The organism is Streptococcus sp. Marseille-Q7087, assembly GCF_965111935.1.
Genome location: NZ_CBCOPJ010000001.1, coordinates 695,586 through 720,775, shown reverse-complemented (window position 1 = coordinate 720,775; position 25,190 = coordinate 695,586). Strand labels below are relative to the sequence as shown.

Genomic DNA, 25,190 nt, shown 5'->3' with positions numbered 1-25,190 from the left:
TAATATTATGGAAATTAAAAAAGAGTCCAACGATTATATTATTAAATTAAACAACTATGAAGTCTTAGTTTTTTTTGAATGTCTTGTTAAGTTCGTTGAAAATAATGAAATTATTGATGAAGCTGAGCAAAAAATATTATATGACTTAGATTGCTTATTAGAATCCACATTAGAAGAACCTTTTATGGAAAATTATAAAGATCTAATACATATAGCTAAAAAATCTATTATTAATAATAAGCAAGCTGTAGATTGAGACGAGCCTCAACAAATTGGTTAAAGCCAAAATCTTCAAGAAAGACGGTACGAAAGAAACTTGGGCGTACACTACGATGCCTTAGGCAGAAGGATAAACAAAGGTCGTCTGAAAGACGGAGAAGCTTCAGACGGCCTCGAAGAGAAAACTGGATTCGTTTAGGACGGCAGGTATACTTATATCTACACCGATCCCTACAGCTACGAACCCTTGGCAGAAGTACACAACCACACCAATGCCGAAGGCGAAAACCACCAACAAACCCACTACTTCTACTGCGACCAAATCGGCATCCTACGTGAGATGACCGATAAGGACGCCAATCTGTTGTGGTACAGCGAATGCACCGCCTGGGGGCGTCTGAAAGAGGAAACCAAGGTAACGGATAGTGCTTACCAACCCTTCCGCTTGCAAAACCAATACTTCGATGAAGAGACCGGACTGCATTACAACTTCTTCAGGTATTACGATCCTGATGTGGGTCGGTTTGTGGATCAGGATCCGATCAAATTAAAGGGTGAGAATAATCTTTATCAATTTGCGCCGAACGTGCAGGGATGGGTTGATATTTTTGGTTTATATAATGCTCAGAAATGTGCATCAATTGCAGCTAAAATAGAAAATCTTAAATATGAAATATATGTAAAACGTATTCCCGCACTTGAGAGTAATCCTAATAATTTACCGTGGCGAATTGGTCCAGGAGAAGCTCTTAGAGATACTGTCCGAGGTCATGTAAAGCTACTGAATGCTGCGTATAGTAAACTAGCTAAAGCCGAAAAAGAGTGAGTAGATAATGGTTGCGACAAACCACCTCCTCCTTCTTCTCCCGTAACAAAATTCACTAATTGCTCCACTGAAGACAAAACATCTACTAATAATGATGCTTTAACAGCAATCGCCCTTGTTGGAACTGTTGTGCTAGTTAGTGTTTGTATATATTCAACGGCGGGAGTATGTGGTGCTTTTGTGGTAGGAGGAAGTCTTGTAGGAGCAATGTGAAGTTTAATATTGATATAGGAGCATGATAATTATGCGCAATAGTGATTTTTATATACAAAATATGATTGAATCTTCTTTAGAACAAGAAGATTTCAGTCAAATAATTATACTACTAGATTCGCTACCATCTAAAAGAATACGTAGAGCATTGTATTTATTATCAGAAATATTCCCAAATAAAATAGAAATTACTGAGAATGAATTTAAATTTATTAAATATATATTATCCAATAATAAATTTATAGTAGTTCAAAGCATCTCTGATTTTCTGAGAGCAATATCTATACTTAACTTTAATGACCTACAAAAACAGGAAATTGCTGATTTGATTTTTCAAAATCTAAATATTTTAAGCAAAAATTGTGATTTTGAGTTAAATGTACTAATAACAAAATTAATAGAACCCAATAAATTTTTTATGCTAATTGAGAAAATTAAAAATAATTTAGATGATTATTCAAGAAAATATTTATTAGATTTTATTTTTTATGAGAAAGAATATCTTGAAAATAGCTTTAATGAAGATGAAATAAATGATTTCATAAAATCTTTGAGCTACCCTATATAAATCAGCAAGCCGTAGCCTGCATGAATTTTCAAAAACACAGGTATGGTACAGCGAATACACTGCCTGGGGGCGTCTGAAAAAAGATGAGTGGGTTTATAAGAACCCACATTCCAAGAGGTCCTTATAAAAAATTCATCTCAGGGATAACTATAACATCCATCTAATATAAAAAATCGCCTTATATTCTTCTTGTTATTGAGGATATTGATACCTTTAAAACTGGAGTTATTAACCTCTTTAATGACTTACTTGATCCTGATAAAAAGTACCTGATTTATCGTGATTTTATCAAAACATATCGCAATATGACTCCGATTGAAAAAATTGAATTTTTCAAAAAGAAGACCGTCGAGGAAATCGCAGCTAAAAAATAAGCTGTGGTATATATTTAGTGATGAGGCAACGCTATGAGAAAAACACTTTTTGGTTGGATGCTTGCATTTTCTGTATTATGCTTTCTTGACCGCTCAGTACGTCAGTAAACTAAAGTACTACGACGTCTATTGAAATAACTTAGTTCTGTCATCAAACAGAACTTTTTTTTTTGATTAAAATCTATATCTAATATATAATCAATCTATAACGTATCGAACGGAGCTATATCATGGCTATAACTTTATCGAAACAATACAATTTTAAACTGAATGAAGCCACTATGGAACAAGCTCGAAAATTATCAAGGAAAAGGGCATGACAATGACAGATGCTATTTCTTTATTTGTGGAGCAAATAGTCCTGGAGCAAGATTTACCTATTAAGACGGCCGAAGATCTACATAGAGAACAGTTAATTAAAGAATTACAAGCCCAATCTGAGCGTGCCTTGAGAGAATACGAGGCAGACGAAGGAACTTCCCTAGACGATATGAGGGTACGTTATGGCTTATAAAGTGATTGCTTCAAAAGAGGTCGAGGAAGCTATCGACAATATACACGACTATATAGCTACGGTACTTCTCTCCCCTCAATCCGCCAAAAATACTGTGGCTAAAATCTTAGACAGCTTAAAAAGTTTAGAGATTTTTCCTGAAGCATGATTTGACGCTGATGAGAAAATCGGAGTAAAAATTAACAGCAAGTATCCCTCACGAGGAAAAATTATAGACCAATATGTTTTGCTTTACTTCATTGACCAAAACCGAAACACTGTTTTTTATCTCACCTATTCCACACTAAAAGTGACTACGTCACTTTGTTACAAAAAGACAATAAAAAAAGGCCAAATACTTGAGACAACTTTCTTAAGTTTATAAGCTCCGAAACCTTAATTTTTGGTACCTTTTTGCTACCGTCTTGGTTTAACAACACGGTATATATGTAATATTTTACAGCTATATCCCCTCTAGAAACGTGATTTAATAAAGATTTAAACACTATAGAGTATATCTTTGTAAAATACGGTTTAAAATTGGAGCAAGTAAAATGAAAAAGTTACTGATTGGAATGATTGGAACTGTTTTGCTTTTGACAGGAGCTTTAAAAATGTCACAACCACTTAAAAAAAATACTCAATATAATGATTTGACTGTTAGATACTATTTAGGAATGACTTTTCCTAAGTATAACCATCCTGCAAAATTGTATGATGAAATCAATTTAGATAAGGTAGACAATATCCAAAAAAGCAAAGAGACTATATCTTATTATATTGGGTTTTATAAAGATGGAAAATTAATTAAATTTGAGAAATATATTAATGATAATAAAGTGATGGATTTTGCTTATGAATATGATGAGATGGGAAATCTAATCAAAATTTATAAAAATAACATTTAGGTAGGAAAACCCTCCAAAAAAGGAAGGAAAAAGAAAAAAACTGCTGCTTGTTATATTGTTAAAGGAGGTTGTTATGCTTAATTTTTATGATTGCGATAAAAATTTATCTGAAAACGATTTTAATGAAGTTGAAAAAAAATTAGAAGTATCTTTTCCAGCTTCATTCAAATCACATTATTTCAAATGGAATGGAGGTACTCCCAATCTTTCTTGTTTTGTCAATGATGATATTGATTATGATTATATTGAAATTCGCGACTTTATTCCAATGAAATATTCTAAGCAGTTTGAGGATGATCCAGATTTTACATTAGAAGGAAGAGCGATAAATGAATGGGAACTTAATGAGTTACCTAGGACTTTGATTCCTTTTGCTTTTGATTGGGGAGCTAATTACCTCTGTTTAGAAAAAAATAGTTGGCAAATTATTTATTATGTAAGGGACGTATGGAGTGAAAATATATCAAGGGAAGCTAATTTTAAAAAAAATTCAATTGTTATTGCGAAATCATTTGAGGAGTTTTTAAATTATTTAGAAGAAAATCCTGATAATTAATAAACTGGCGTAGCGTCGTGTATATATAGTAAGCGTAGCAAGCCGTAGCTCGCATGAAGCCTTCAATCTTGAAATAGCAAGCCGTAGCCCTGACAAAACCTTCATTGCTGACGTAGGTGTGTGCGGTACGCACGCACGCGGTTTCTGTTTTTCAGACGATCTCTGCCAAATCGCTTCCCCCGATAGCGGTGCACAGCCCCACCTCCGTCACCTTCAACGGCAAGGAACTGGTGCGCTACGATTACGGAAGTGCTCCTTTAGATGCAAATGGAAATCCCATGGAGTTGCATCATCATGTACCGCAACGCTTAGGTCTTGCAGATAGGCATAGTCCTTTTAATTTGAGAGAAGTAACTAGAGAACAACATGCAGCGCTTGGCCCTTATAGAAATCTAGGAGATTAGCTATGAAAGCAATAGAAATTTTAAAGAATTTTGTGGAAGAAAAATTATCAACTGAAGAATTGGAAATGGCGTTGTCTTCCAATCAAGAATTAATTTCCCTGTTGGAAAATACTAAAGCTAAACCTTATATGAATAGTAATTCCACTTATGAATATTTAATTAGTCAGGATTTGACATCTCTTGATGCAAAGTTAAATTTGATGGATATTTTCAGGGAAATTTTAGATTACAAGCATATCTCGTACTCTTCGAATTCAACGACAGAAAAAATTTTTGATTTGATTTTTGAGGCTATTCCTATCTGGATACCAGCTGATATGAGTTATTTAAATTCCTTGTATGATAAATACAAACCTAAGACGGTGACCACTTTTAAAAAGATTATCAAGGAACATTTCATTTGCATGGATAAACATCCCAAATGGTTACAGGAGCCTGATTGGCCTATCATTGATAATATTCCCGCAATGTTTCTAGGGCAGTTAGATATATCGAAGTTGAAGCATGATACTACTTATTTGTACATTTTTTGGGATAAAAAAACAGACAGATATATAGAATTAATCCAGTCTCTATAAATGAGCAAGCTGTAGCCAATGAAACCTACAATTCCGATGTAGAGTGCGAACGGAACGCACGCACGTGTTTTTTGTTTTTCAGACGTCCACTACCAATCGCCTCTCCCGACTTCGGCGCACGGTTGCTGTTTGCCGAAGTCGATTCCGGCTGCAAAACCAATATGCCGACCGTGAGACAGGGTTGCATTACAACTTCTTCAGGTATTACGATCCTGATGAGGGTCGGTTTGTGAAGCAGGATCCGATTGGGTTGTTGGGTGGAGAGAATCTTTACTTTTTTGCATCTTATGATTTAATTGGCTAGATTTATTTGGTCTGAATAGAATACCTATACCCTTTACAAGCTCTACAGGACTAACTTTGTCTGTTATAGGATATACAGGACTACAACATTTATCAGACTCTCAAGTAAAAAATCCTGCCTATTTAAAACAAAAGACCCTTTGATAAGTCTCCTGTTGACAAAAAGGTAAATACAATTATTCTTCACCACTATAAATAACAAAGCCAAGGTCCTATTATTGCCATGCCTGAACGCTGTCATCGCGAAAATTCCAAGGCTTTGCATCCATTAGGAAATAAAGGCGGTGTTGACAAAAGAGATGAATTTAATCAATGGAAGCACGAGTTCTGGTACGATTAAGCTTTAAAAGAATTATCAAGAAGAGGTATTAAATGATTAGCCAAGAAACAATGAATTCACTTATTAAATATTTTCAAGATTACCCTGAGCTTAATGGGATACCCGCTAGTAGTGAGGAAATTAAACATGCTGAAAATATTTTAAGAATAAAATTTCACGATGATTACATTGAATTTATTAAAAAATTCGGTGGCGCAAGCGCTGGTTTGGATATCCATGCTTTTCATAATTCAACATTAATTGGAAAAGAAACAGTTATCGAATTAACTCAGGGATTTCGAAAACTTTTAGAATTACATGAACAACCAATGAATAAACTTTATGCAATATCAGATGATGGTTCAGGCAATCCCATTTTAATGGATCAACAGGGACATATTTTTATTTATTATCATGATTCATCAGAAATGGAAATATTATATGAATCCCTTGATAGTTTATTTAAAGAAACATTGTGGAGTGAATAGCAAGCCGTAGCCCGCATGAAACTTCAAATTTCGATGTAAAGTGTGTGGGGTACGTACTCGGTTTCTATTTTTCAGACGGCCTCGAAGGGGAAACCCGATTCGTTTGGGACGGCAGCTATCTACTGCAAGAAGTCCACCAAGACGGCAGATGTACCTATATCTACATCAATCCCGACAGCTACGAACCCTTGGCACAGGTACACAACCGGACCAACATGGTAATAAATACTCTTTAAAGAATGCACATAATTTTATTTGAGGAATTAGTTATGAAAAGAAAAGAAATTATTTTAAGTATGCAAACGGCTTTTCTTGGAGCAATTTGTAACAAAGTCAGACTTATTGCATTTGATATGACTGAAGAATTATTTACTCTTTATGTATATATTGATTCACCACTGACAGATGATGAGTATGAAGCAATAGATAGTGCAGTTACAGATGTATTGGCCGATTTTCCAAATTTTCTATATGAAAAAATATATATTATTGAAAATAATGATAATATTCTTTCATTAAATATATATAAGGGATGTTTTTTTATGCGATTTGAAAATAAATTTGATTAAATAACTCGTTAGCCCAACCGTTTAATACAACCGTCTGAAAACCTACAACGGCACAAGTTACTACTACGACGACCTCGGCAACCTCATCCACCGCTAACTGACCGGCGACGAAGTGCAGAACTATTTCTACGACCTGCATGACCAACTGGTTAAAGCTGAAATCTTCAAGAAAGCGGCCAACAAACCCACTACTTCCACTGCAACCAAATCGGCATCCAGCATGAGATGACCGATAAGTACGGTAATCTAGTTTGGTTTTGGGATTATTACGCTTGGGGCTGTCTGAAAGAGGAAACCAGGGTAACGGATAGCGTATACCAGCTGTTCCGCCTGCAAAACCAATATGCCGACCTTGAAACGGGACTGCATTACAACTTCTTCAGGTACTATGAGCCTGATGCGGGTCGGTTTGTGAATCAGGATCCGATTGGGTTGATGGGTGGGGATAATCTGTATTGGTTTGCGCCTAATACCCAAGTATGGATCGATTGGTTAGGTTTAGCTGGAGTTAATATGAATTTATTCCCAAGTAATGAAGACATACACTCTTACACTCAAAAAGTTGCCAATAAACCGAATACTTTCCAAGTAGGAGGCATGGTAAGCCTTCATTGATGGTAGATGGGGCAACAGGTGAAAGATTAGATGCTAAAAAATTAGCAGCGAGAATTTAAAAAAATCCTAACTATAAATCAGGTATGACGGTTGAGATTTTATCCTGTAATACAGGAAAAGAAGCAAACCCTCTTGGACAACAACTTGCTAATGAATTAAATACTACAGTTAAAGCATCAAATGAATATCTTTGGTTTCCAAGTAACGCGAAATTAACACCGATGGGAATGAAGGCTGATCGCTCGCAAGATACAAGAAAACCAGTCACCATGAGAAGCTTTACTCCTCAAAGTAAAAAAATAAGTAAGGAACATGCTAACTATGGAAATACTAAAAAATTTCTTAATTTTATTTTTGTTATTAACCCCTTTAATATCATGTAAACAACATCCGGAAAGAAATTTAAAATGACTAACTTTATATCAACAGGTAGTACTTATTGGATTTCAGATGAAGAAATTCAAATTCTCGAAAAGAAGGCCACTAATGGAGATAAAAACTCAGCATTCAAATTATATCAATACCATATGTTTGTATCTTTAGATCAAGATTTGGAATTTAAATGGCTAGAGATAGCGGCAAATAATGGACATCCAATTGCCCAATCCAATTTAGCCGATTTATTTTTCACGCAAGGCAATAAAGAAAAAGCCATATTTTGGGCTAAAAAGGCATATAGAAATGGTGCCAAACTACCAGACGAATTAAAAATATTGATAAATATCAATTAATTAATAAGATTTAGCGGATTATCGTTACAAACCTAAAACTTCTGGAGGAGGATTAAGAAAAGAAACCAAGAAATTTCTTAGAAAATTGAAAAAAGCAGGTAAGAAATGTCCTTAAATTTTTAGGAGAATTTAAATGAACAAAAATGGATACGTTAATTTTAACTTTTTAGATAGTAAACCCAATATAAATAATATATTAGTTGGGCTAGATTTAGACTATTCAAATAAAGTGATATCGCCAGATGGTCATGAGTTAGCATTGATCGCTTTCATACCAATTGAGAATTTATTAACTATTGCACCTCAATTTAAAACAGATCTTCAGGGGAAGGAATATAAAGATAAAGCAATTTACGTTTTTTCTTATTATGATAAAGAAAATTATTTTCTTGACTACATTACTGAAATTGACGATGCTATTCAAGGATACACGAAAGTTATCGTCGGAGATAAAAATCAGTTCAAGTTTAAACTGAATAAATTTTATCCAATTAATCCTATTGAGAATATAAATGAAATGAGTTTTTTAGGAGGACAACCTGAATATTTACAGCAAGAGAGTGATGATTTTCTAGAAAAATATATTTTCATAGGTCAAATCTTAGGAATGGATCTACCTGAAAAAGTAAATGAAATTTTTTATCTAACTGAGAACATCGGATATATTTTTATAAATCGAGATCTATCTGGTGGATTATTCTTCGTACAAACAACTTAAACAAAACTAAAAAGGATTAAATTATGAATGAAAGTATTGAAACTATATTAAATAGTTTTCTGATGGAAATGTATAAATGGGAAGACAATGCTAATAAGTATATTGACGCAGGCACAGATATTCCTGATGAGATATTGAAACAAACACTAAAGGAAATATACGATAAATACCTAACAGATAAACCAAGAAAAATGGGAAAGTTAGAATGTATGACTATTAACTACCCTCCGACATTCAATCCAAATAACGAGAAAATCATTGAAATAGAAGAAAAAGGTAGCTCTATAACTGTAAAAAGTGCTGTGCTGTACGCTGGAATGGAAGCGCAAAGACTTTATAAATTCAAAAAACAGGCAGGTCTCTGGAAATTAGATAATGTAAAAGAATTTGATAGTTATGATGGGAAATGGTATTCTATCCATATCTAAATTAAAGTAATTAGCAAGACGTAGCCTGAACAAAAACTCTCAGTCCTAAGGAGAATTTTATGAAAATCAAAGAATTAATTGAAAAATTAGAACAAAAAAGTAGCCATCAATTTTTGAAAGCAGTATCAAAACCAGAATTTGCTTTTTCTTTGCCAAAAGATTTAGAATTCTTTTATGAAAATTATGAATATGCTATTCTCAATATTGATACTTCTTGTGAGATAAGAATCAGTTCACTTTCAGAATTGCAACCAACAAACCAAATTCTATATCCAGCTGATGATGTTATTTGGGAGGAGTTGGCAGATGATATCAGTAATGATTGGTTCATGATTGCATCTTCACAAGAGCTCAGTCAATATATCAGTATAGACTTAAATGAAAAAAGATTTGGTTTTTGTTATGATAGTTTTATAGAAACTCATGCTACACCTGATGAGTCTCCCATTATTGCTAAGTCATTTACAGAACTACTGGAGAAATTGGTTTCCAATGAAAAAGAATGGTTTTGGTTAGATTCTTCTTTTCAAAGCTATGGTGATGCTTATGAAGATGAATGAGTAAGTTGTAGCCCGCATGAAACTTCCAATCCTGACATAGGGCATGTGAGGTACGCACAGGTACACAACTGGACCAACGAAGACGGCGAAAGCTGACAACAAACCCACTACTTCCACTGCGACCAAATCGGCATTCCGAGAGAGATGACCGATAAGGATGGCAATCTAGTTTGGTTCGGCAATTATTACGGTTGGGGCATACTGAAGAATGAAACCAACATATTCAGAACTGCTCACCAACCCTTCCGCCTGCAGAACCAGTATGCCGACCGTGAAACGGGACTGCATTACAACTTCTTCAGGTATTATGAGCCGAACGTCGGGCGGTTTGTGAATCAGGATCCTATTAAATATTTAGGAGGTACAAATTTTTATACTTATGCATTTAGTATCGTAAATTGGGTAGATTTTCTAGGATTAAATCCCTTTAGAGTTTTTGCAAAGTTACAACAATTGTTTAACAAAGCAAATAAAAAAATAATAAACCTGATAAACATGATCAAGAATATCAACTAGCGAAAAGGTTTTGTGATACTCCAGTACCACCTCAAGCGTCTATATGCGCAACTCTAAGTGCGCAAATGAATCATGCCAAAAGATGTATCGAGTTATATACTAATTGGGATAGAAAATGGCAACCCGGGAGACATACAATCAAAATAAATGGTTGGAAAAATAGGCTAGATGCTTTAAAAGAAAAAGCAAAATCTGAATGTACTAAATAAATTCTTTATGAGAGTAAATTATGAATAATTCTTTGAAAAATCTTTTTTTAAAATATCAGGATTACCCTAGTTTTTTGAATCATAGTCCTATAACCTCCGTACATGACTTAGGATCTATGGGAGAAACATTATTAAATTTAGCAGTTAATTCCCAATCTAAAAAAGATGTTATTCTATTAATAGAAAACGGAGCAAATGTCAATCAACAAGGTGAATTAAATTTCACTCCTATTCAAAATGCTTGTCTTCATGGAAATCTTAATATTATTGAAATTCTTTTAAAAAATGGAGCTAAAACAAATATAAAAAATGAGTTTGGATATGATGCAAAACATTATACATCTGAAGAATATCACGATAAAAAGAAATCTAAAGAAATTAGAAACCTAATGAGATATTACAAACAATAAGTTACATATTTAGTAGAAACCTGATAAAACATTAAGGCCGTCTGAAAAACGAAGAAGTTTCAGACGGCCTCGAAGAAGAAACCGGATTTGTTTGGGACGACAGCCACCTCTTGCAGGAAGTCCAACCGGACGGCAGGTATACCTATCTCTACACCGACCCGGATTCCTACGAACCCTTGGCGAAAGTCCGCAATTGGACAACCGCAGACGGCGAAAGCCGCCAACAAACCCACTACTTCCAAAATGGATGGAAATCTTATTCAAAAAAGAAATAATGGGAATCGTACATTTTCTTGGGAGTAATACAAAAATAATGTAACCGTACAACATAGGAAATAATATCATGACAACTTTAGAAAATAAGATCTTTACTTTAAAACAGAATCATTTAATGAAAAAAATGAAAGAAATTCATTTTTTAAATAATTTAATTTCAGATTCTGAAAAAATCATTCCATATCCACTCTCATGTGAAATAATAAATCGTACTTTTCCCCCCTATAGAAATATAGAATTATCAAAGGAAAATTTTAGTTTATCGATAAAAAATGAACTATTAAATTTTTTTGCACCAGAGGAAAATGACATTGCTTATGTATACTTTTATGGAGGAATAAATGATTCGGCTAAAATACCAATAGAAGTATTCCCCTTGTTTATTATCAAAATAAAAAATATTAGCAATTGGCTAGAATTAATAAACAAACCTAATTTTTATTGTTTAAAATTCTTTAGTCATAAAATAGATAAAGTTATCGATATATCTCTACTCGACAATGAGGAAGATGTGTTATCTATTTCTATTGGAATGAATGCTTAACTATTTTAAAAATAAATAAACTATTCCAGCAGAAGCAATTCTTTGCTTTGTATAACTTAAAGGAGTTTACCATGGAAGAATTATTAGAAAAACTTGAAAATAATAGTTTTATTTATAAGGTCAGAATGGATCTTGAATTCGATGTAAAGGACTATCAAGAATTATTAAAAATTTTAAATGAAATAAAGTATTATACTCATAATCATAATCTAATTGAAAAAAGACTAGCGTCTATTTTATATGAAATACCGAAATTAACACATATTTGGTATCTCAATTTAAAAGACGATCCAAATAAAAATGAATCTTCTATTGTTAATCAACTTGAAGATGCATGGCTAGAGTTAGATTCAATAATTGGAGAGGAAATTCTTGGTCAAGGACAATAAACTCCTCTTAACAAACATAGATTGTGGCTCAAACATAACAAACACTAGTCGTAGGTTAGGTCCATTGGGATTTAAAAATATTCTGTTTATGGATTGTATAGATCTGGGGATAGTAAACCTTGTTATATCGGTATTACGGATAATATAAAAACGCGTGCAAAACAACACAGGTAATCAGGAAGATTAATTGGAACAGAACGCTTAATAGAATTATATAGCGATTTGGATTACGAAACCGTCCGTGAATATGAGGAAGGCTGTATTCGACAATATGGAACACTGACAGGAAAAAACTTAAAAAAGTCAGGAAAGTAATTTTAATCCTAAAAATACTAAAACCAGAGGAAATAAATATCATTCATTTGTTGAGAATAAGATCCGTGATGCCAAAAGACAAAAAGTAATGGTTGCGGGAAGAGACCATATTCTCAAAAATGGTTGTAAAAATCTTCCAATAATTTAACATTCTATGCTATAGAAAAGGAAAAGTATTATGAAAATCTTTAATTGGGAAAAAAATAGAACTTTATATAGATATCTTAAGAATGGTGATTTATTTTGTTTTAAAATAGCTGATAAATTATTCGGTTACGGTAGAATAATCGCTAAAAATAAGCTTGGTGCCACTGTAGGAATTTTTGATTTGTTTACTTCAAGCCCAGTTGAGCCATTCGATTATAAAAATGCTGGGAATTACCCAATTCTATTCAAAACCGTTTTAGACTGTCATACCCTATTTGAATCAAAGCTAGAGTCAGACTGGCGGATAATTGCTCAAGATCCTGATTACCAAGATCCAACCCCAAGTGAAATTACTTCTATTAATCCTGCTATGGGATTGGCTCACAATGCAGACTTTTCCATCGAGCAAGAAATAGATGAAGAGGATGCTAGGCAAAAAATACTCAAGAGCATTGAATTGCTTGAAACACCCAATAGTCATTATCATATTTTAAGTTTTCTTATTCGTCGTAAACCAGAAATTTTTAATTTACCTATTGAATCATTTGCAGAATTTGGAGATTTTATTTCGGATGAGTTTCAAAAAATTCACCACCGGAATTTAAAAGCGTGAAAAGCAAGCCGTAGCCCGCACAAAACCTTCAGTCCTAACGTAGCACGCGGTTTCTGTTCAAATGACCTCAGTCTCTTCGGATTACCTGAAAAAGTGCAGGCTACTTCGACCCCGCGCACAATATCCTGTCCGACAACAATAGCCCTACCGTCCCGGACGACCGCCTGAAAACCTACAACGGCACGACCTATTACTACGACCACTTCGGCAACCTGATCCACCGCGAACTGACCGACGACGAAGTGCAGAACTATTTCTACGACCTGCATGACCAACTGGTTAAAGCCGAAATCTTCAAGAAAGCCGCCAACAAACCCACTACTTCCACTGCGACCAAATCGGCATCCCAAGAGAGATGACCGATGGCGAAGGCAACCTGGTTTGGTTCGGAGATTATCACGGTTGGGGTAAACTGAAGAGCGAAACGAACGTAATGGGAACGGCGCACCAACCCTTCCGCCTGCAGAACCAGTATGCCGACCGCGAGACGGGGTTGCATTACAACTTCTTCAGGTATTATGAGCCAGAATATGGCAGATTCATCAATCAGGATCCAATTGGACTAGGCGGAGGAGATAATTTATATGGATCAACACCCAATGCACAGAGATGGATTGATCCTTATGGATTATTTTGGGGATTAGTGATTCGCATTGGTGGAGCTATTATTTTAGGAATAGGTAAACTGATTGCAAAAGGGAGAAAGGTTATTAAGCAGTGCATTGGAAAATGCGGTGAAAAAGCCAAAAAAACACTAAAAAAAGGTAAGGGACCAATTAAAAATATTGATGAGGTAATGGAAAATCCTAATATTTTAAAAGGGCATACTCCAGAAACATTTTTAAAAGAAATTGGAGGCACTCCAAAAGGATGGAATACATAATGGAATACTTAAAACTATTAACAAAGTTAGCAAAAACTGAAAAATCATATCAGTATGATGAAATATTTAAATTACTTAAACATCCTGTTGAATTTGAAGAAATTCCTTTGATTACTAGAACTGGAAGAGAAAAACCATTTTTGAAAATACTATCCCCAAAACAGTTGAATTTGTTCTTTTTAAATACTGCAATATTTTACATTAATAATATAAATTTAATGGCAAAAGATATTCTGAAAGATAACGATTTATAAATATGTGTAACATACCCAGACATAAGTTCTGAATTACATAATCTATATAGTTTTTATATACCTAACATATGCATTTATAAGTCGAAATATGAAAATACATTTAAAAATTATCCAGATTTAAATTTAGAAAATTTCCCATGGTTACATGAATATTCATCTGATTTTAATTATAAAGAAATTTTTAACATTGTTTACTCTAAATTTGATGACGGTTTTGGCCATGAAATTTTTAGGATATTTTTATTAAAAAAGAAGGATATTTAAAACAAGCGTAAATAGAATTAGCCTTCTCCTAACGCATACATTAAGGTCGTCTGAAATATTTATTCCGTAACAATCTAAGCCAAAACCGCCTATGAATACGGCCAGGACGGTCATGCTTAAAAAATACAAGAACGTAAAAACAGATTAAACAATCTAAAAAAGAGCATAAAGAAAATTGCGTTACGTGTAATAAATAAGATCAAGATATTAAATTTATCAACTTACAACTATAGGTATTGTTAATGAAAAAAGAATTGTTATGTATTTTAAAAAAATATGAAACGCATCCTGATTTTTTGGGTGACACTATTGAAGATATAAATCAAGTAGGAGGTATGGATGATACAGTTTTGCATATTGCTGCCAGAAATAATTCTTTAAATGATGCTCTTGTATTTCTTCAAAATGGAGCATTGATCGATCTTAAAGGGGACTTAGGATATACACCCCTACATTATGCATGCATGTTTGGAAATATAGAAATGGTGAAAATACTCCTTGATAATGGATCTGATAAAAATATACAAAATGAATTTGGAGAAAATGCCGTTAGAATTGCAATTAACTCATCCAGCGAAAATAAAGAGAAGATAGTAAAACTATTAAATGATTTTAAAAAGCGTAAATAAAAAATAGATTATAAATCTATCAAATGGTGCCATACCTTAAAATGTAGAAAGTAAGACATGAAAAAAAACAATCTAATTCTATTAATTAAAAATCAAATGTCAGATAAACAAAAAAATGAAAATGCCTTACATTTAAATACACTTTTACTAAGCTCAATAGAAAACCCTAGTATGGATAATGATAGTTTCATAGATTTATTTAGCTATTATTCTAACATATCCCAAGGAGAAGTAAGTGAACTATTTGATTTACTGCAATCTTTAACCAAAGATGAAATCAATATAATTTATGATTTTTTAGAATATATTTCAAAGTTTGTCAAAGACTTAGGAGTATATTGTGAATTTGAAAAATTTCTTACGGAGGTAAACTATATACAAGAACGAAATTATCTAGAGGAAAAAATTAGGACTACTTTTCCAATTTTCAAAGTTGATAAAAACAATATCATAAGTTTTGATGATAGTGATAACTTTTATATATTTTCTATAATGCAACTATCTACTAAAACTTGGATTGAGATAACATACGATGATTTTCTCTCAATACTTGAATCACTAGAGTGGCAAGCTTATACTAATAAGGCTTTATTATATTTTACTCCTTGCTGTTTAAAATATATTTTTTCTAATTTATCTAAATTTCATTTATATGGTTACGTTGTTGAATTTTTATATATTGCCCTAAGAAACCAAAGTACGATATTTAACACTACTCAAATCAAATTAATTATTGATTTTTTAAAATTAATCCAAAATTTTAACCAGGAAATTAGTGTCGAAACACAAAAAAAAATAACAAGTACTATCCAACTCTATTTATAACTTCCCGGCCTTTAAGGGCGCGGTGGGTGGCGACCGACCGGCCGGTCAATCCGATACATGGTTTGAAATTTTTGGAGGGTGAAACGAACTTTGCTTTTGAAGGAATTTTGCCATTACATTCAAAAGCAGTGAGAAGAATGAAAAAATATTAACGATATGGTATTGAAGGAAATATCTTTCTATTAAGCAAAAAATTTATGGAGTATACTTTTATGTTCAAATCAAAATTATTTCCCGAGGATTTTTTTAATATATGTATTAAGCGTAAAGTAGAAATTAAAAAGTTAGATAAACTTCCTAAACTGGATAATAACTATTTGTTATTTATTGCTAAGTATCAGGAAGTAGAAATAATACCTGATATTTCTCTTTTTAATTATGAAGAGGCTTTAAATGAAAATAGATACCTAGAGTGTAATTATCCCGAAATATCAAGGTGTTTTTGGAGTATTGGACAAGGAGGACAGGGAGATGGATGGTTTCTAAATAAAATAGATAATGCCATTTTTCATTATAATCATGATACTGGAGAATATACCAAATCTGGATTTACAAATTTAGGGATAGGTTTCTCACAATTTATCCAGTTGGCTTTCTTATACCGAGATTTAGAACACCTATTAGATGAAGGAGAGACACTTACGGATAATATAAAAACTGAGTTTATATATTCAGTAAATAGTATAAGTAATAATTTGTTTAATGTTTATCCATTTAAGTATTTTTAATTGGAATATTCAATAAATTTATTAAGTAAACCGTAGCCTGCACAAAACCTCCAGTCCCGATGTAGGGTGTTTGCGGTATGCACGCACACGGGTTCTGCTTTTCAGACGACCTCGAAGAGGAAACCGGATTCGTTTGGGACGGCAAATATACCTATATCTACACCGATCCCGACAGCTACGACTCCTTGGCGCAAGTCCACGACTGGACAACCGAAGACGGCGAAAGCTGACAACAAACCCACTACTTCCACTGCTACCAAATCTGCATCCCGCGTGAGATGACCGACATCCATGGTAATCTCTTATGGTACGGCGAATACACCGCCTGGGGCCGTCTGAAAAAGGATGAGCGGGTTTACCCGAATGCGCACCAGCCGTTCCGGTTGCAGAACCAGTATTATGATGAAGAGACCGGGCTGCATTACAACCTGATGCGGTATTACGAGCCTGAGGCGGGCGGTTTGTGAATCATGATCCGATTGGGTTGTTGGGTGGGGAAAATCTTTATTCGTTTGCGCCAAGTACACAGACTTGGGTTGACCCGTTGGGATTGGCACATTCCATGTTTGGGGAGCTTATTAGAGATAGAAAACAATTTTTTCTAATTCTTATACGAGTGGTAATGGAGTGGGAACTCGTCGTTTGAATCAACAACAAGCACTTCAGACCCATACAGAAAGAAAGTTTCTAGCAGATATTAAAGACATGGTACGGCCAGGGGATACCATAAAGATGAAAGGAGAATTAAACCCATGTAGACCTGGATGTCAACCAGCTATTAGGGATTTTGTGGGAGAGAAAGGAGTAAATGCCGAATATCGTGCAACAAATACTAGGAAAACCTATAAATGGAAACGAATGCCAGATGGTAAGGTTCTACAAACAGAAAAAGCAGGAAGTAAGATAAAAGCTTTTATTTATAATTTGATTACTCGTAGACGAAAATCGTCGAAATGTTGATTAATACGAATTATTTTCTAAATTTCAACCCTAGAAAGGATTTAATCCATGATTAAAAATTTAAAAATTAATGACGGTAAAGCTACTGCTTTAATATCTTTATTGCCTAGTGATAGGCAACCGTATGATATACCCATTTTTATTGATAATGAATCAGGAGATATACAAAGAGAAAGCCAAATTTATCCAATCCTTGATAGGGTAGAGAACTTTTTTAAAGGAATAAACATTGATAATTTAATAAGAGACATTTCAATAGAGATTAATCAAGCTTGTTATGAGCAAAGTGATTATGAACCAACAGAATTCGATAATAAAGAATTAGCAAATGATTTAATGATTATCAATATTACAGCATATTTTGATGATTTAGTATTTATATACTATTCTGGTTCGTTTCTTCCTGATATGGAAATATCTGCCCAAATAACTTATGAAGGTGAATTAGAAAATTTGGAAATATATGATAAATAGCAAACAGTAGCCCTCATGAGACCTCCAATCCTGACATAGGGTATGTGCGGAACGCACGCACGCAGTTTCCGCTTTTCAGTCGACCTTTCCCATTCTTACCTGCTTCGACCATAACGAAAACGGCCGACTTATCCCCTAACACCAATGGAGGGTACCGAGCAAGGAAGAGAACGAACAAAACGGCCTGTCCGAAACCGACTGGAGCGATGCGCAGTACGACAGGGACTATTTAAATTGGAGCCTAATGGAGCTCACATGCCTTTAAAAAATTCGCCATACTAACGAGGAAATCATATGAATTCTATTTTCAAACTAAATGAAAAATTAGAAAACTTACCTTCTATTTTAAGTATTGAAGATGAGTTATTTTTTATTAATAGATTACAAAAGTTACCTATTGAGGAAATTATAAAAAATGAAGAAATATTTAAAAGAATTATTTCAGCTATCCAAGACTCCCATCAAGACAATGGGATATTTGAAATAACGGATGAAAACATCAATATTTTCTTTGAATTTGTCATCTGGATTAGAAATTTAAAAAAACTATATCACCTTGATTTTGAGAAATATATAGATGGGTTAGATACAAACTTTGATGTTTCACAACAAATTTGATCCTCAAATGAAAAAACTATACAGCAAGACGTAATGCGTATAATTCGTGGAGGCAATAAAAGATTTACATTAAGAGAATAAAATTCACGAGGTAATGAATTTACTGTTCGTTACATTCAATACCACCCAGGGAGCCCTAGGCATTATGAGGGAGCACCTTATTGGAAAATATCTTCTGGTAAAGGTGAAACACAAAGATTTCCTTCAGAATAATACGAAAGGTTGATTATGAATATTTATGATGAAATTATCCCCGCGAAGAGTTTAGGGGGAATCAGATTAAAAGACAATATTAAAAATTACTCCAGTATCATTAATAAAAATATGTTAAATGGAAAATTAAAATTTTTTCAAACTAATGTTTATTCATGCAGATATATATTTACTGATATTCCAATTGAAATTAACGTAGATATTACTTCAGGAGAAATTTATAAAATTTCTGCATTAGAAGGATATCAAGGCAAATTCAGAACTATTAAAATAGGAATGCCCATTAATGATATCTTAAATTCTAATTTAGGTTTCTATTACGATGAATGTGAAGAAGCTTTTTTTTCAAAAATTATTGAAGGAATTGCACTGGAAGTTTCTGAAGATGACCCTCCGTTCGAAGAAGCTATCAAAATGAATATAAAATATATCTCTGTTTTTGATCCAACCGCATTTGATAAATAAATTTAATTATACATTTAATATTAATTAATTAATTAATTTTGATTAAACAGGAATTCAAATAGTCGTCCTAGGGTGAGTTGATACCCAATGTTCCAGTAAGGTCGTCTGAAAGAGGAAACCAAGGTAACGGATAGCGCATACCACCCCTTCCGCCTGCAGAACCAGTATGACGACCGTGAGACGGGGCTTCATTACAACTTCTTCAGATACTACGAGCCTGAAGCGGGTCGGTTTGTGAACCAGGATCCTATCTTACTATTAGGTGGGAACAATTTGTATAGTTTTGCTTCTAATACAAATGCTTGGTTTGGTCCATTAGGTTTGAAGAGAAAACGGAATAAGAAGCTTAGAAGAATTATTCCAGTATGATGATATTATGGATGATGTTGATAAGTGGTCACTGATTCCTGTTAGTCAAAGACAAAAATGTTTGATTAAGGATAAACTACCTAGTGCAAAACAAAGAAGCGTCCAACAAAATCGCATGATGCGTAGAAACTTTTCTCGAAGACAAAAAAGCTTAATACGAAAGTGGGAACTTGGAACAGGGCATACATGGCCTGCAGGAGCCACTCCTCATCATATAATTCCACTTAAAAATGGTGGTTCAAATACATGGTGGAATCTCGCTCCTGTGAAACACCCTCATACTGGAACTATACACGGTACTGGGGCTGCCTTACGAACACATTTGCCAAATAGCACCCTCAACAGGAATAATTAACTAGATTGTTCCTAGATAATAGATATAAAAATTGAATGAAGGATATTAATTTATGGATAATTTCAAAAAAATTCTTGTAGATATACAAGATTTAATCAAATCTAGTAATGGAAACTTAATTAATTATGGAAAATCAAATTTTATTTTTAAAAAAAGATATGATGTTTCTTTAGATGAGATAAATGATTTTGAAAAAAAATATAAGGTCACATTCCCTAGAATATATAGAGAATTTCTTCTAACAGTAGGATCTTGTACTTTGTTTCAAGATGAGTTACTACCTGGATTCGATTTTTTAGCTCCTAAAGAGCTTTATGATTGGTCACAACAAGTTTTTGAAGGAACTGATTGTAATTTATTCCCTAATATCTTAATTACTATTTCCACTCCAAGAACTGGCGATCAAGCTGGTTTCCTTCTTACAAAAGAAAATGAAAATTTTGGTGTTTTTTTTCCTGATATTCCTCCTGAAGAGTGGGAAGAGGATACTGAATTTGAAAAATTTGAAGACTGGCTAGAAAACTTGATGAAAGAAAAACTAGAGGAAATTTAAAAAATTTTGAATAACCAATTTTAAAAATATTTATTATTTAGCAAATCTAACAAAAATCACACCATGCCGTCTGAAAACACTATCCTAAGCCTTATCAGACGGTCTTTCCCCTTCTTTAACAATTCAACTTCTCACTATCGTTTACGACCGCAGCGGCAAACATCTGCGTGGTGTTGCCTACCGTAATCACATCATGATTGAGCACAACCAGCAAGCTGTAAAACCTTCAGTCCTGACATAGGAGGTGGGTAGTACGCACTCGGTTACTGTTTTCAGACGATCTGTTCAACCGCCACTATGTCTACGACAAAGCCGCCAACCAGATATCTCCTATCGTAAAGATGGTCGTTTAGAATAATCAAAAACAATCCTGCAAGAATTCTTGCAGGATTTTCTTTTATATCAAACCTTCTAGAAGGCCCTTCATAAAGTTTTCAGAGTTAAACTCACCGATATCATCGATTTTTTCGCCAAATCCAATCAACTTAACAGGAATATTGAGTTCTTCACGGATAGCCAGAACAACACCACCTCGGGCAGTTCCATCAATCTTGGTTAAGACAATTCCTGTAACAGGCGTAATTTTTGAAAACTCTTTGGCTTGTACAAGAGCGTTTTGACCTGTTGAGGCATCCAGAGCTAGGAAGGTTTCATGCGGAGCTTCTGGAACGACACGTTTAATGATGCGACCAATTTTTTCCAACTCTGCCATCAAGTTTTCCTTGTTTTGTAAACGGCCAGCTGTATCAATCATGAGAATATCAACACCTTCTGCTACTGCTCGTTCCATCCCATCAAAGACAACACTGGCTGGATCAGCTTTTTCTGGTCCTGTAACCACTGGAACATCCACACGACGTCCCCATTCAGCTAATTGAGCAACTGCACCAGCACGGAAGGTATCTGCAGCAACCAGCATGACTTTCTTGCCAGCTAGTTTGTAACGGTGAGCAAGCTTACCAATAGATGTTGTTTTTCCGACACCATTCACACCTACAAAGAGCATAACTGTCAAACCATCTTGGAAATTAATACTTTCGTTGTAGTTGCCATCCTTCTCATACAACTCTACCAATTTTTCGATGATGACACGACGAAGGGCATCAGGTTTCTTGGCATTTTCAAGCTTGACTTCGTAACGCAATTCTTCAGTAAGATTTGAAGCTACCTGAACACCAACGTCACTCATGATAAGCAGTTCTTCTAGTTCTTCGAAGAATTCTTCATCAACAGAGCGGAAGTTAGCAAAGAAGGCATTCAAACGAGCACCAAATCCCGTACGAGTTTTCTTGAGACTACGGTCATATTTTTCCTGTACAGTCTCTTGAACTTGAGAAATTTCTTCGATTACTACATCTTCTTCCACTTCTTCAGAAGTGTCTGCTTCCGTTTCGTCTGGTTGAACTTGATCAGATTCTTCCTCGCCACTATCACTTGAAGGTACTTCTTCGACTGGTGACTCAGATTTTTCTGCAACAAACTCTGCTACCTCTTGAGCGCTTTCTTTAGTTTCTTCAATTTCTGTTGACTCTGACTCTTCCTGACAACAATGACATTCAGTTTCTTCTTCAAGTTGAATTTCTTCCTGAGGAGTTGCTATTGGTTCAACTGTTTCTGTAGTAGTTTCTGCTACTGGTTCTTCCGACTCACTAGCTTCTTTAGAATAAGTTTCCTCAAATTCTGAACTTTGGTCGATTTCTTCAGTATTTTCCTCTTCAGCTTCCTTGCTTACAGATTCTGTAACTTCGTCGCCAGGTTCTGTCAGATCCAAGTTTTCCAAAGCTTCTTTAACGACATCTTCAATTTTTGGTTCTTCTATTTTCCCAAATAAACGGTCAAATAATCCCATACTTTAATTCTCCTTCAGTACATATTTTTCAATAGCCCAGGCGACTGCTTTCTCGTCATTGGACATAGGTGTTACCACATTTGCAACTGCTTTAACTTCAGGAACAGCATTTTGCATAGCTACACCAAGACCTGCCCATTCAATCATCGATAGGTCATTGGCTTCATCTCCACAAGCCATCACTTGACTTCGATCAATCCCTAAATGCTCAATCAACTTAGCTAGTCCTGTCGCTTTATGAACATTCTTTGGTGACCATTCTAGCAAGAGTTCACGTGATTTAAAAATTTCATATTTGTCAAACAATTCAGGAGAAATCTTCTGAATAGCTGCATCCAAAGGTTCCTGAGGAAAGGCAGTGACACATTTATTGTAAGTAATCTGACTAGACAAATCTTCAAAGGCGGTTGGAATAAAGGTTAAAGCAGGATTAAACTGAGCATATAAACTTTCCTGGTCAGATTGAATCTGATAAACGATGCCTTCAGAAATAGCATCTAAGGGAATATTTAGTTTTTCAGTTTCTTCATAAATACGGCTCACATCATCGATGGAAAAGACTGTCTTATCAAGAATTTCACCTGTATTTTTCTGAACCAATCCACCATTAAAGGTGATAGTATATTCGTCATCATGACCATCTGTACCAAGCTCTTTGAGGAAGAAATCCATAGCTTTGAGAGGACGTCCAGTTGTTAGAACTACCTTGACCCCTTGTTCACGCGCAGCCTTCAAAGTTGCCTTGGTACGATCAGTTAATTTCTTGTCTGTCGTCAGCAAGGTTCCATCTAAGTCCAAAGCAATTAATTTAATATCTGCCATTACAATTCCTCCATATAAGCAATAACTGATTGGTCCTTGTGGTGTCCAATAACTGTTTCAGCAAGTTCTAAAATCTCTGGACGAGCATTTTCAGGTGCGACTGGGTGCCCAACCACTTGCATCATGTGAAGGTCGTTGAGGTTATCACCAAAAGCCATCACTTGATCCATATCCAGATTTAATTTCTTAGCCAATTCGACAATAGCGACTCCCTTGTCAACATGGTCTAGAACAATATCGATTGATTCAAACCCTGTAGTCATAGCCTTAACACCAGGCACATGTTCATTGACCCAAGCTTCTCCGGCTTCTACTGTCTCTTCAGTAAAGTTCGTTGTGAATTTGAAAATCTCATCGGTAATATCTTCGAGACTGGCTACTTTTTTGATATTTTCATTATAATGATGGCTAAACATAAGATAGGTTTCATCCACCGTATCAAGCACATAACAAGCCTCTTTACCAGTCAAAAGCATCTTCTTCTCATCAAAATATGGTGAAGTCTTTAGTTTTTCAAATGTTGATAGGTAAAAATCACGAGGCATGGTTGCTTCATAAAGGTCCTCTCCATGAAAACGAACGAGACTCCCATTTTCAGCGATAAAAATAATCTCATCTTTGACATCCGCAAAATGTTTCTCTAAGGACAAAAGACCACGCCCTGATGCTACAGCAAAATAGATACCTCTCTCTTTGTATGATGAAAGGAGAGCTTTTAAACGCTCCATATCAAATTGGCCAGCTTCATCTAGAAAAGTCCCGTCCATATCAGTTGCGACTAGTTTAATCATAAATCCTTCTATTCTCCAGTAGTAAATCTATCTTCTATTATACCATAGAAAAAGTAAATAGCGCCTAATCCATACGAGATTAGACGCCTATATAAAATAAGTTTCGTTTATTCCTTAGTTCAAAGTTCTCTTATCCATATTTGGCAAAGAGAGCTTAAACTTAATAATACAGAGTCGAATCACAAAACCGACAATTGAGAGAATGATAAAGGCAGTAATTCTTGGAAAATGGAGGACAAAGGCCAACCAGTAATAAATAACGCCAATTACAAAAGATAGAAGGGCATAGATATCTTCTTTTAGAACACTTGGAACTTCATTGATCAGGAGGTCTCGGATAATACCACCACCTGCCCCTGTTAAACAAGCCAAAATCCCAGCAGACATTAAATTCAATTTACTATCAGCTAAAGCTGTTGCCCCGATTAGAGAGAAGATAATCAACCCAATCGAGTCAAAGATGAGATAAGCTTCTCTCAACCACTTATAGAATTTTTTTTCATGACTAGTATTGGCTTGTTTGGAAGTCACAAAGATATACATGATAACCGCTACAAAGATCGAGACATAAATCGGTCCAGGATCTGCGAGAGCGGAGGGAAAACGACTGATAATAGAATCTCTCAAAATCCCTCCGCCTACTGCCGTTACAATTGCCAATAAACTAATCCCAAAAATGTCTAAACGTTTACCAAATCCTTTGATGGCTCCTGACGCAGCAAAAGCTATTGTCCCAATATAATTACAAACCATTAGGAATAGATCAAAATCCATATAAGCTCCTCAAATTATTTTTGTAACCCTTCTGACTTCTTAAAGGTCATTCTAAATGCTTAGCTTGAAAGTTTG

39 protein-coding genes and 2 pseudogenes are annotated in these 25,190 nt (G+C 34.6%); 37 read left to right on the top strand and 4 right to left on the bottom strand.

Features of this window, described 5'->3' with window-relative positions; genetic code table 11:
* Window positions 1–7 precede the first annotated feature (7 nt).
* The 37 genes and pseudogenes from ACWPVF_RS03675 (at window position 8) to ACWPVF_RS03495 (ending at window position 20,879) form a co-directional block, all read left to right on the top strand.
* Window positions 8–256, top strand: a complete 249-nt coding sequence (locus ACWPVF_RS03675; protein WP_454384774.1) for a hypothetical protein — start codon at window positions 8–10, stop codon at window positions 254–256.
* Between the two features lie 210 nt (window positions 257–466).
* Window positions 467–1,045, top strand: coding sequence for an RHS repeat domain-containing protein (locus tag ACWPVF_RS03670; RefSeq protein WP_454384772.1), 579 nt, complete (start codon window positions 467–469; stop codon window positions 1,043–1,045).
* A gap of 244 nt (window positions 1,046–1,289) precedes the next feature.
* Window positions 1,290–1,826, top strand: a complete 537-nt coding sequence (locus tag ACWPVF_RS03665) for a hypothetical protein (protein WP_241767288.1) — start codon at window positions 1,290–1,292, stop codon at window positions 1,824–1,826.
* 604 nt (window positions 1,827–2,430) lie between these two features.
* Window positions 2,431–2,714, top strand: a pseudogene (gene relB, locus ACWPVF_RS03660) (type II toxin-antitoxin system RelB/ParD family antitoxin).
* Window positions 2,704–3,056 (top strand): annotated as a pseudogene (locus tag ACWPVF_RS03655) (type II toxin-antitoxin system RelE/ParE family toxin). Before relB ends, ACWPVF_RS03655 begins: the two co-directional pseudogenes overlap by 11 nt.
* A gap of 191 nt (window positions 3,057–3,247) precedes the next feature.
* Window positions 3,248–3,601: a hypothetical protein gene (locus ACWPVF_RS03650; RefSeq protein WP_045615737.1), complete on the top strand. Its 354-nt coding sequence runs from the start codon at window positions 3,248–3,250 to the stop codon at window positions 3,599–3,601.
* A 73-nt stretch (window positions 3,602–3,674) separates the two neighbouring features.
* Window positions 3,675–4,157: an SMI1/KNR4 family protein gene (locus tag ACWPVF_RS03645; protein ID WP_454384770.1), complete on the top strand. Its 483-nt coding sequence runs from the start codon at window positions 3,675–3,677 to the stop codon at window positions 4,155–4,157.
* A 230-nt stretch (window positions 4,158–4,387) separates the two neighbouring features.
* Window positions 4,388–4,561 carry a hypothetical protein gene (locus ACWPVF_RS03640; protein ID WP_198921337.1) on the top strand — a complete coding sequence of 58 codons (174 nt, stop codon included), beginning with the start codon at window positions 4,388–4,390 and terminating at the stop codon, window positions 4,559–4,561.
* Between the two features lie 2 nt (window positions 4,562–4,563).
* Window positions 4,564–5,139 (top strand): hypothetical protein, encoded by a 576-nt coding sequence (locus tag ACWPVF_RS03635; RefSeq protein ID WP_045615736.1) that lies wholly within the window; start codon window positions 4,564–4,566, stop codon window positions 5,137–5,139.
* 43 nt (window positions 5,140–5,182) lie between these two features.
* The gene (locus ACWPVF_RS03630) at window positions 5,183–5,443 is read left to right on the top strand and encodes an RHS repeat-associated core domain-containing protein (protein WP_347228230.1); all 261 of its coding nucleotides are present in this window, start codon (window positions 5,183–5,185) and stop codon (window positions 5,441–5,443) included.
* Between the two features lie 213 nt (window positions 5,444–5,656).
* Window positions 5,657–5,782 (top strand): HNH/ENDO VII family nuclease, encoded by a 126-nt coding sequence (locus tag ACWPVF_RS03625; protein ID WP_414280115.1) that lies wholly within the window; start codon window positions 5,657–5,659, stop codon window positions 5,780–5,782.
* A 32-nt stretch (window positions 5,783–5,814) separates the two neighbouring features.
* Window positions 5,815–6,249 (top strand): SMI1/KNR4 family protein, encoded by a 435-nt coding sequence (locus tag ACWPVF_RS03620; protein ID WP_045615735.1) that lies wholly within the window; start codon window positions 5,815–5,817, stop codon window positions 6,247–6,249.
* A gap of 269 nt (window positions 6,250–6,518) precedes the next feature.
* Window positions 6,519–6,818 (top strand): hypothetical protein, encoded by a 300-nt coding sequence (locus tag ACWPVF_RS03615; RefSeq protein WP_045615733.1) that lies wholly within the window; start codon window positions 6,519–6,521, stop codon window positions 6,816–6,818.
* 225 nt (window positions 6,819–7,043) lie between these two features.
* Window positions 7,044–7,433, top strand: coding sequence for an RHS repeat-associated core domain-containing protein (locus ACWPVF_RS03610; protein ID WP_454384766.1), 390 nt, complete (start codon window positions 7,044–7,046; stop codon window positions 7,431–7,433).
* Between the two features lie 83 nt (window positions 7,434–7,516).
* On the top strand, window positions 7,517–7,816 hold the full coding sequence (locus ACWPVF_RS03605; RefSeq protein WP_454384764.1) for a hypothetical protein: 300 nt from the start codon (window positions 7,517–7,519) through the stop codon (window positions 7,814–7,816).
* A gap of 24 nt (window positions 7,817–7,840) precedes the next feature.
* Complete coding sequence (locus ACWPVF_RS03600) at window positions 7,841–8,164, top strand: sel1 repeat family protein (RefSeq protein ID WP_454384762.1); 324 nt, start codon at window positions 7,841–7,843, stop codon at window positions 8,162–8,164.
* 133 nt (window positions 8,165–8,297) lie between these two features.
* Window positions 8,298–8,882 (top strand): hypothetical protein, encoded by a 585-nt coding sequence (locus ACWPVF_RS03595; RefSeq protein WP_454384760.1) that lies wholly within the window; start codon window positions 8,298–8,300, stop codon window positions 8,880–8,882.
* A gap of 23 nt (window positions 8,883–8,905) precedes the next feature.
* Window positions 8,906–9,310 carry an NTF2 fold immunity protein gene (locus tag ACWPVF_RS03590; protein WP_454384758.1) on the top strand — a complete coding sequence of 135 codons (405 nt, stop codon included), beginning with the start codon at window positions 8,906–8,908 and terminating at the stop codon, window positions 9,308–9,310.
* A gap of 59 nt (window positions 9,311–9,369) precedes the next feature.
* On the top strand, window positions 9,370–9,870 hold the full coding sequence (locus tag ACWPVF_RS03585; RefSeq protein ID WP_454384757.1) for an SMI1/KNR4 family protein: 501 nt from the start codon (window positions 9,370–9,372) through the stop codon (window positions 9,868–9,870).
* Between the two features lie 144 nt (window positions 9,871–10,014).
* Window positions 10,015–10,386: an RHS repeat domain-containing protein gene (locus tag ACWPVF_RS03580; protein WP_454384755.1), complete on the top strand. Its 372-nt coding sequence runs from the start codon at window positions 10,015–10,017 to the stop codon at window positions 10,384–10,386.
* A 229-nt stretch (window positions 10,387–10,615) separates the two neighbouring features.
* A complete protein-coding gene (locus ACWPVF_RS03575; protein ID WP_454384753.1) occupies window positions 10,616–11,005 on the top strand; it encodes an ankyrin repeat domain-containing protein in 390 nt (129 codons plus the stop codon).
* A gap of 343 nt (window positions 11,006–11,348) precedes the next feature.
* On the top strand, window positions 11,349–11,825 hold the full coding sequence (locus ACWPVF_RS03570) for a hypothetical protein (protein ID WP_454384751.1): 477 nt from the start codon (window positions 11,349–11,351) through the stop codon (window positions 11,823–11,825).
* 71 nt (window positions 11,826–11,896) lie between these two features.
* On the top strand, window positions 11,897–12,214 hold the full coding sequence (locus tag ACWPVF_RS03565) for a hypothetical protein (protein ID WP_454384749.1): 318 nt from the start codon (window positions 11,897–11,899) through the stop codon (window positions 12,212–12,214).
* Window positions 12,215–12,707: 493 nt separating this feature from the next.
* Window positions 12,708–13,289: an Imm26 family immunity protein gene (locus tag ACWPVF_RS03560; RefSeq protein WP_125336293.1), complete on the top strand. Its 582-nt coding sequence runs from the start codon at window positions 12,708–12,710 to the stop codon at window positions 13,287–13,289.
* Window positions 13,290–13,644: 355 nt separating this feature from the next.
* Entirely contained in the window at window positions 13,645–14,172 is a 528-nt protein-coding gene (locus tag ACWPVF_RS03555; protein WP_454384747.1) for an RHS repeat domain-containing protein, read from the top strand.
* Window positions 14,172–14,426, top strand: coding sequence for an Imm15 family immunity protein (locus tag ACWPVF_RS03550; protein WP_454384745.1), 255 nt, complete (start codon window positions 14,172–14,174; stop codon window positions 14,424–14,426). The genes ACWPVF_RS03555 and ACWPVF_RS03550 overlap by 1 nt, the downstream gene beginning before the upstream one ends.
* A gap of 506 nt (window positions 14,427–14,932) precedes the next feature.
* Entirely contained in the window at window positions 14,933–15,319 is a 387-nt protein-coding gene (locus tag ACWPVF_RS03545) for an ankyrin repeat domain-containing protein (RefSeq protein WP_454384743.1), read from the top strand.
* 57 nt (window positions 15,320–15,376) lie between these two features.
* Window positions 15,377–16,144: a hypothetical protein gene (locus ACWPVF_RS03540; protein ID WP_454384741.1), complete on the top strand. Its 768-nt coding sequence runs from the start codon at window positions 15,377–15,379 to the stop codon at window positions 16,142–16,144.
* Between the two features lie 212 nt (window positions 16,145–16,356).
* Window positions 16,357–16,872 carry an SMI1/KNR4 family protein gene (locus ACWPVF_RS03535; protein WP_454384739.1) on the top strand — a complete coding sequence of 172 codons (516 nt, stop codon included), beginning with the start codon at window positions 16,357–16,359 and terminating at the stop codon, window positions 16,870–16,872.
* 278 nt (window positions 16,873–17,150) lie between these two features.
* A complete protein-coding gene (locus ACWPVF_RS03530; protein WP_454384737.1) occupies window positions 17,151–17,339 on the top strand; it encodes an RHS repeat-associated core domain-containing protein in 189 nt (62 codons plus the stop codon).
* A gap of 175 nt (window positions 17,340–17,514) precedes the next feature.
* Complete coding sequence (locus ACWPVF_RS03525; RefSeq protein WP_454384735.1) at window positions 17,515–17,832, top strand: hypothetical protein; 318 nt, start codon at window positions 17,515–17,517, stop codon at window positions 17,830–17,832.
* Window positions 17,833–17,880: 48 nt separating this feature from the next.
* On the top strand, window positions 17,881–18,306 hold the full coding sequence (locus ACWPVF_RS03520; RefSeq protein ID WP_454384733.1) for a hypothetical protein: 426 nt from the start codon (window positions 17,881–17,883) through the stop codon (window positions 18,304–18,306).
* Window positions 18,307–18,600: 294 nt separating this feature from the next.
* Window positions 18,601–18,924 carry a hypothetical protein gene (locus ACWPVF_RS03515; RefSeq protein WP_454384731.1) on the top strand — a complete coding sequence of 108 codons (324 nt, stop codon included), beginning with the start codon at window positions 18,601–18,603 and terminating at the stop codon, window positions 18,922–18,924.
* A gap of 228 nt (window positions 18,925–19,152) precedes the next feature.
* Window positions 19,153–19,602, top strand: coding sequence for a hypothetical protein (locus ACWPVF_RS03510; protein ID WP_371443935.1), 450 nt, complete (start codon window positions 19,153–19,155; stop codon window positions 19,600–19,602).
* 105 nt (window positions 19,603–19,707) lie between these two features.
* On the top strand, window positions 19,708–19,971 hold the full coding sequence (locus ACWPVF_RS03505; RefSeq protein ID WP_454385787.1) for an RHS repeat-associated core domain-containing protein: 264 nt from the start codon (window positions 19,708–19,710) through the stop codon (window positions 19,969–19,971).
* A gap of 7 nt (window positions 19,972–19,978) precedes the next feature.
* Window positions 19,979–20,326 (top strand): HNH endonuclease, encoded by a 348-nt coding sequence (locus tag ACWPVF_RS03500; RefSeq protein ID WP_454384729.1) that lies wholly within the window; start codon window positions 19,979–19,981, stop codon window positions 20,324–20,326.
* Between the two features lie 52 nt (window positions 20,327–20,378).
* On the top strand, window positions 20,379–20,879 hold the full coding sequence (locus ACWPVF_RS03495; RefSeq protein ID WP_454384727.1) for an SMI1/KNR4 family protein: 501 nt from the start codon (window positions 20,379–20,381) through the stop codon (window positions 20,877–20,879).
* Between the two features lie 397 nt (window positions 20,880–21,276).
* Here ACWPVF_RS03495 and ftsY read toward each other — a convergent pair whose 3' ends face one another.
* The 4 genes from ftsY to ACWPVF_RS03475 all read right to left on the bottom strand — a co-directional run bounded on the left by ftsY (window position 21,277) and on the right by ACWPVF_RS03475 (window position 25,115).
* Complete coding sequence (ftsY, locus tag ACWPVF_RS03490; RefSeq protein ID WP_454384725.1) at window positions 21,277–22,728, bottom strand: signal recognition particle-docking protein FtsY; 1,452 nt, start codon at window positions 22,726–22,728, stop codon at window positions 21,277–21,279.
* 3 nt (window positions 22,729–22,731) lie between these two features.
* Window positions 22,732–23,550 carry a Cof-type HAD-IIB family hydrolase gene (locus ACWPVF_RS03485; RefSeq protein ID WP_454384723.1) on the bottom strand — a complete coding sequence of 273 codons (819 nt, stop codon included), beginning with the start codon at window positions 23,548–23,550 and terminating at the stop codon, window positions 22,732–22,734.
* Window positions 23,550–24,341, bottom strand: a complete 792-nt coding sequence (locus ACWPVF_RS03480) for a Cof-type HAD-IIB family hydrolase (protein WP_454384721.1) — start codon at window positions 24,339–24,341, stop codon at window positions 23,550–23,552. Before ACWPVF_RS03480 ends, ACWPVF_RS03485 begins: the two co-directional genes overlap by 1 nt.
* A 114-nt stretch (window positions 24,342–24,455) precedes the next feature.
* Window positions 24,456–25,115, bottom strand: coding sequence for a trimeric intracellular cation channel family protein (locus ACWPVF_RS03475; protein WP_454384719.1), 660 nt, complete (start codon window positions 25,113–25,115; stop codon window positions 24,456–24,458).
* Between the last annotated feature and the right edge of the window lie 75 nt (window positions 25,116–25,190).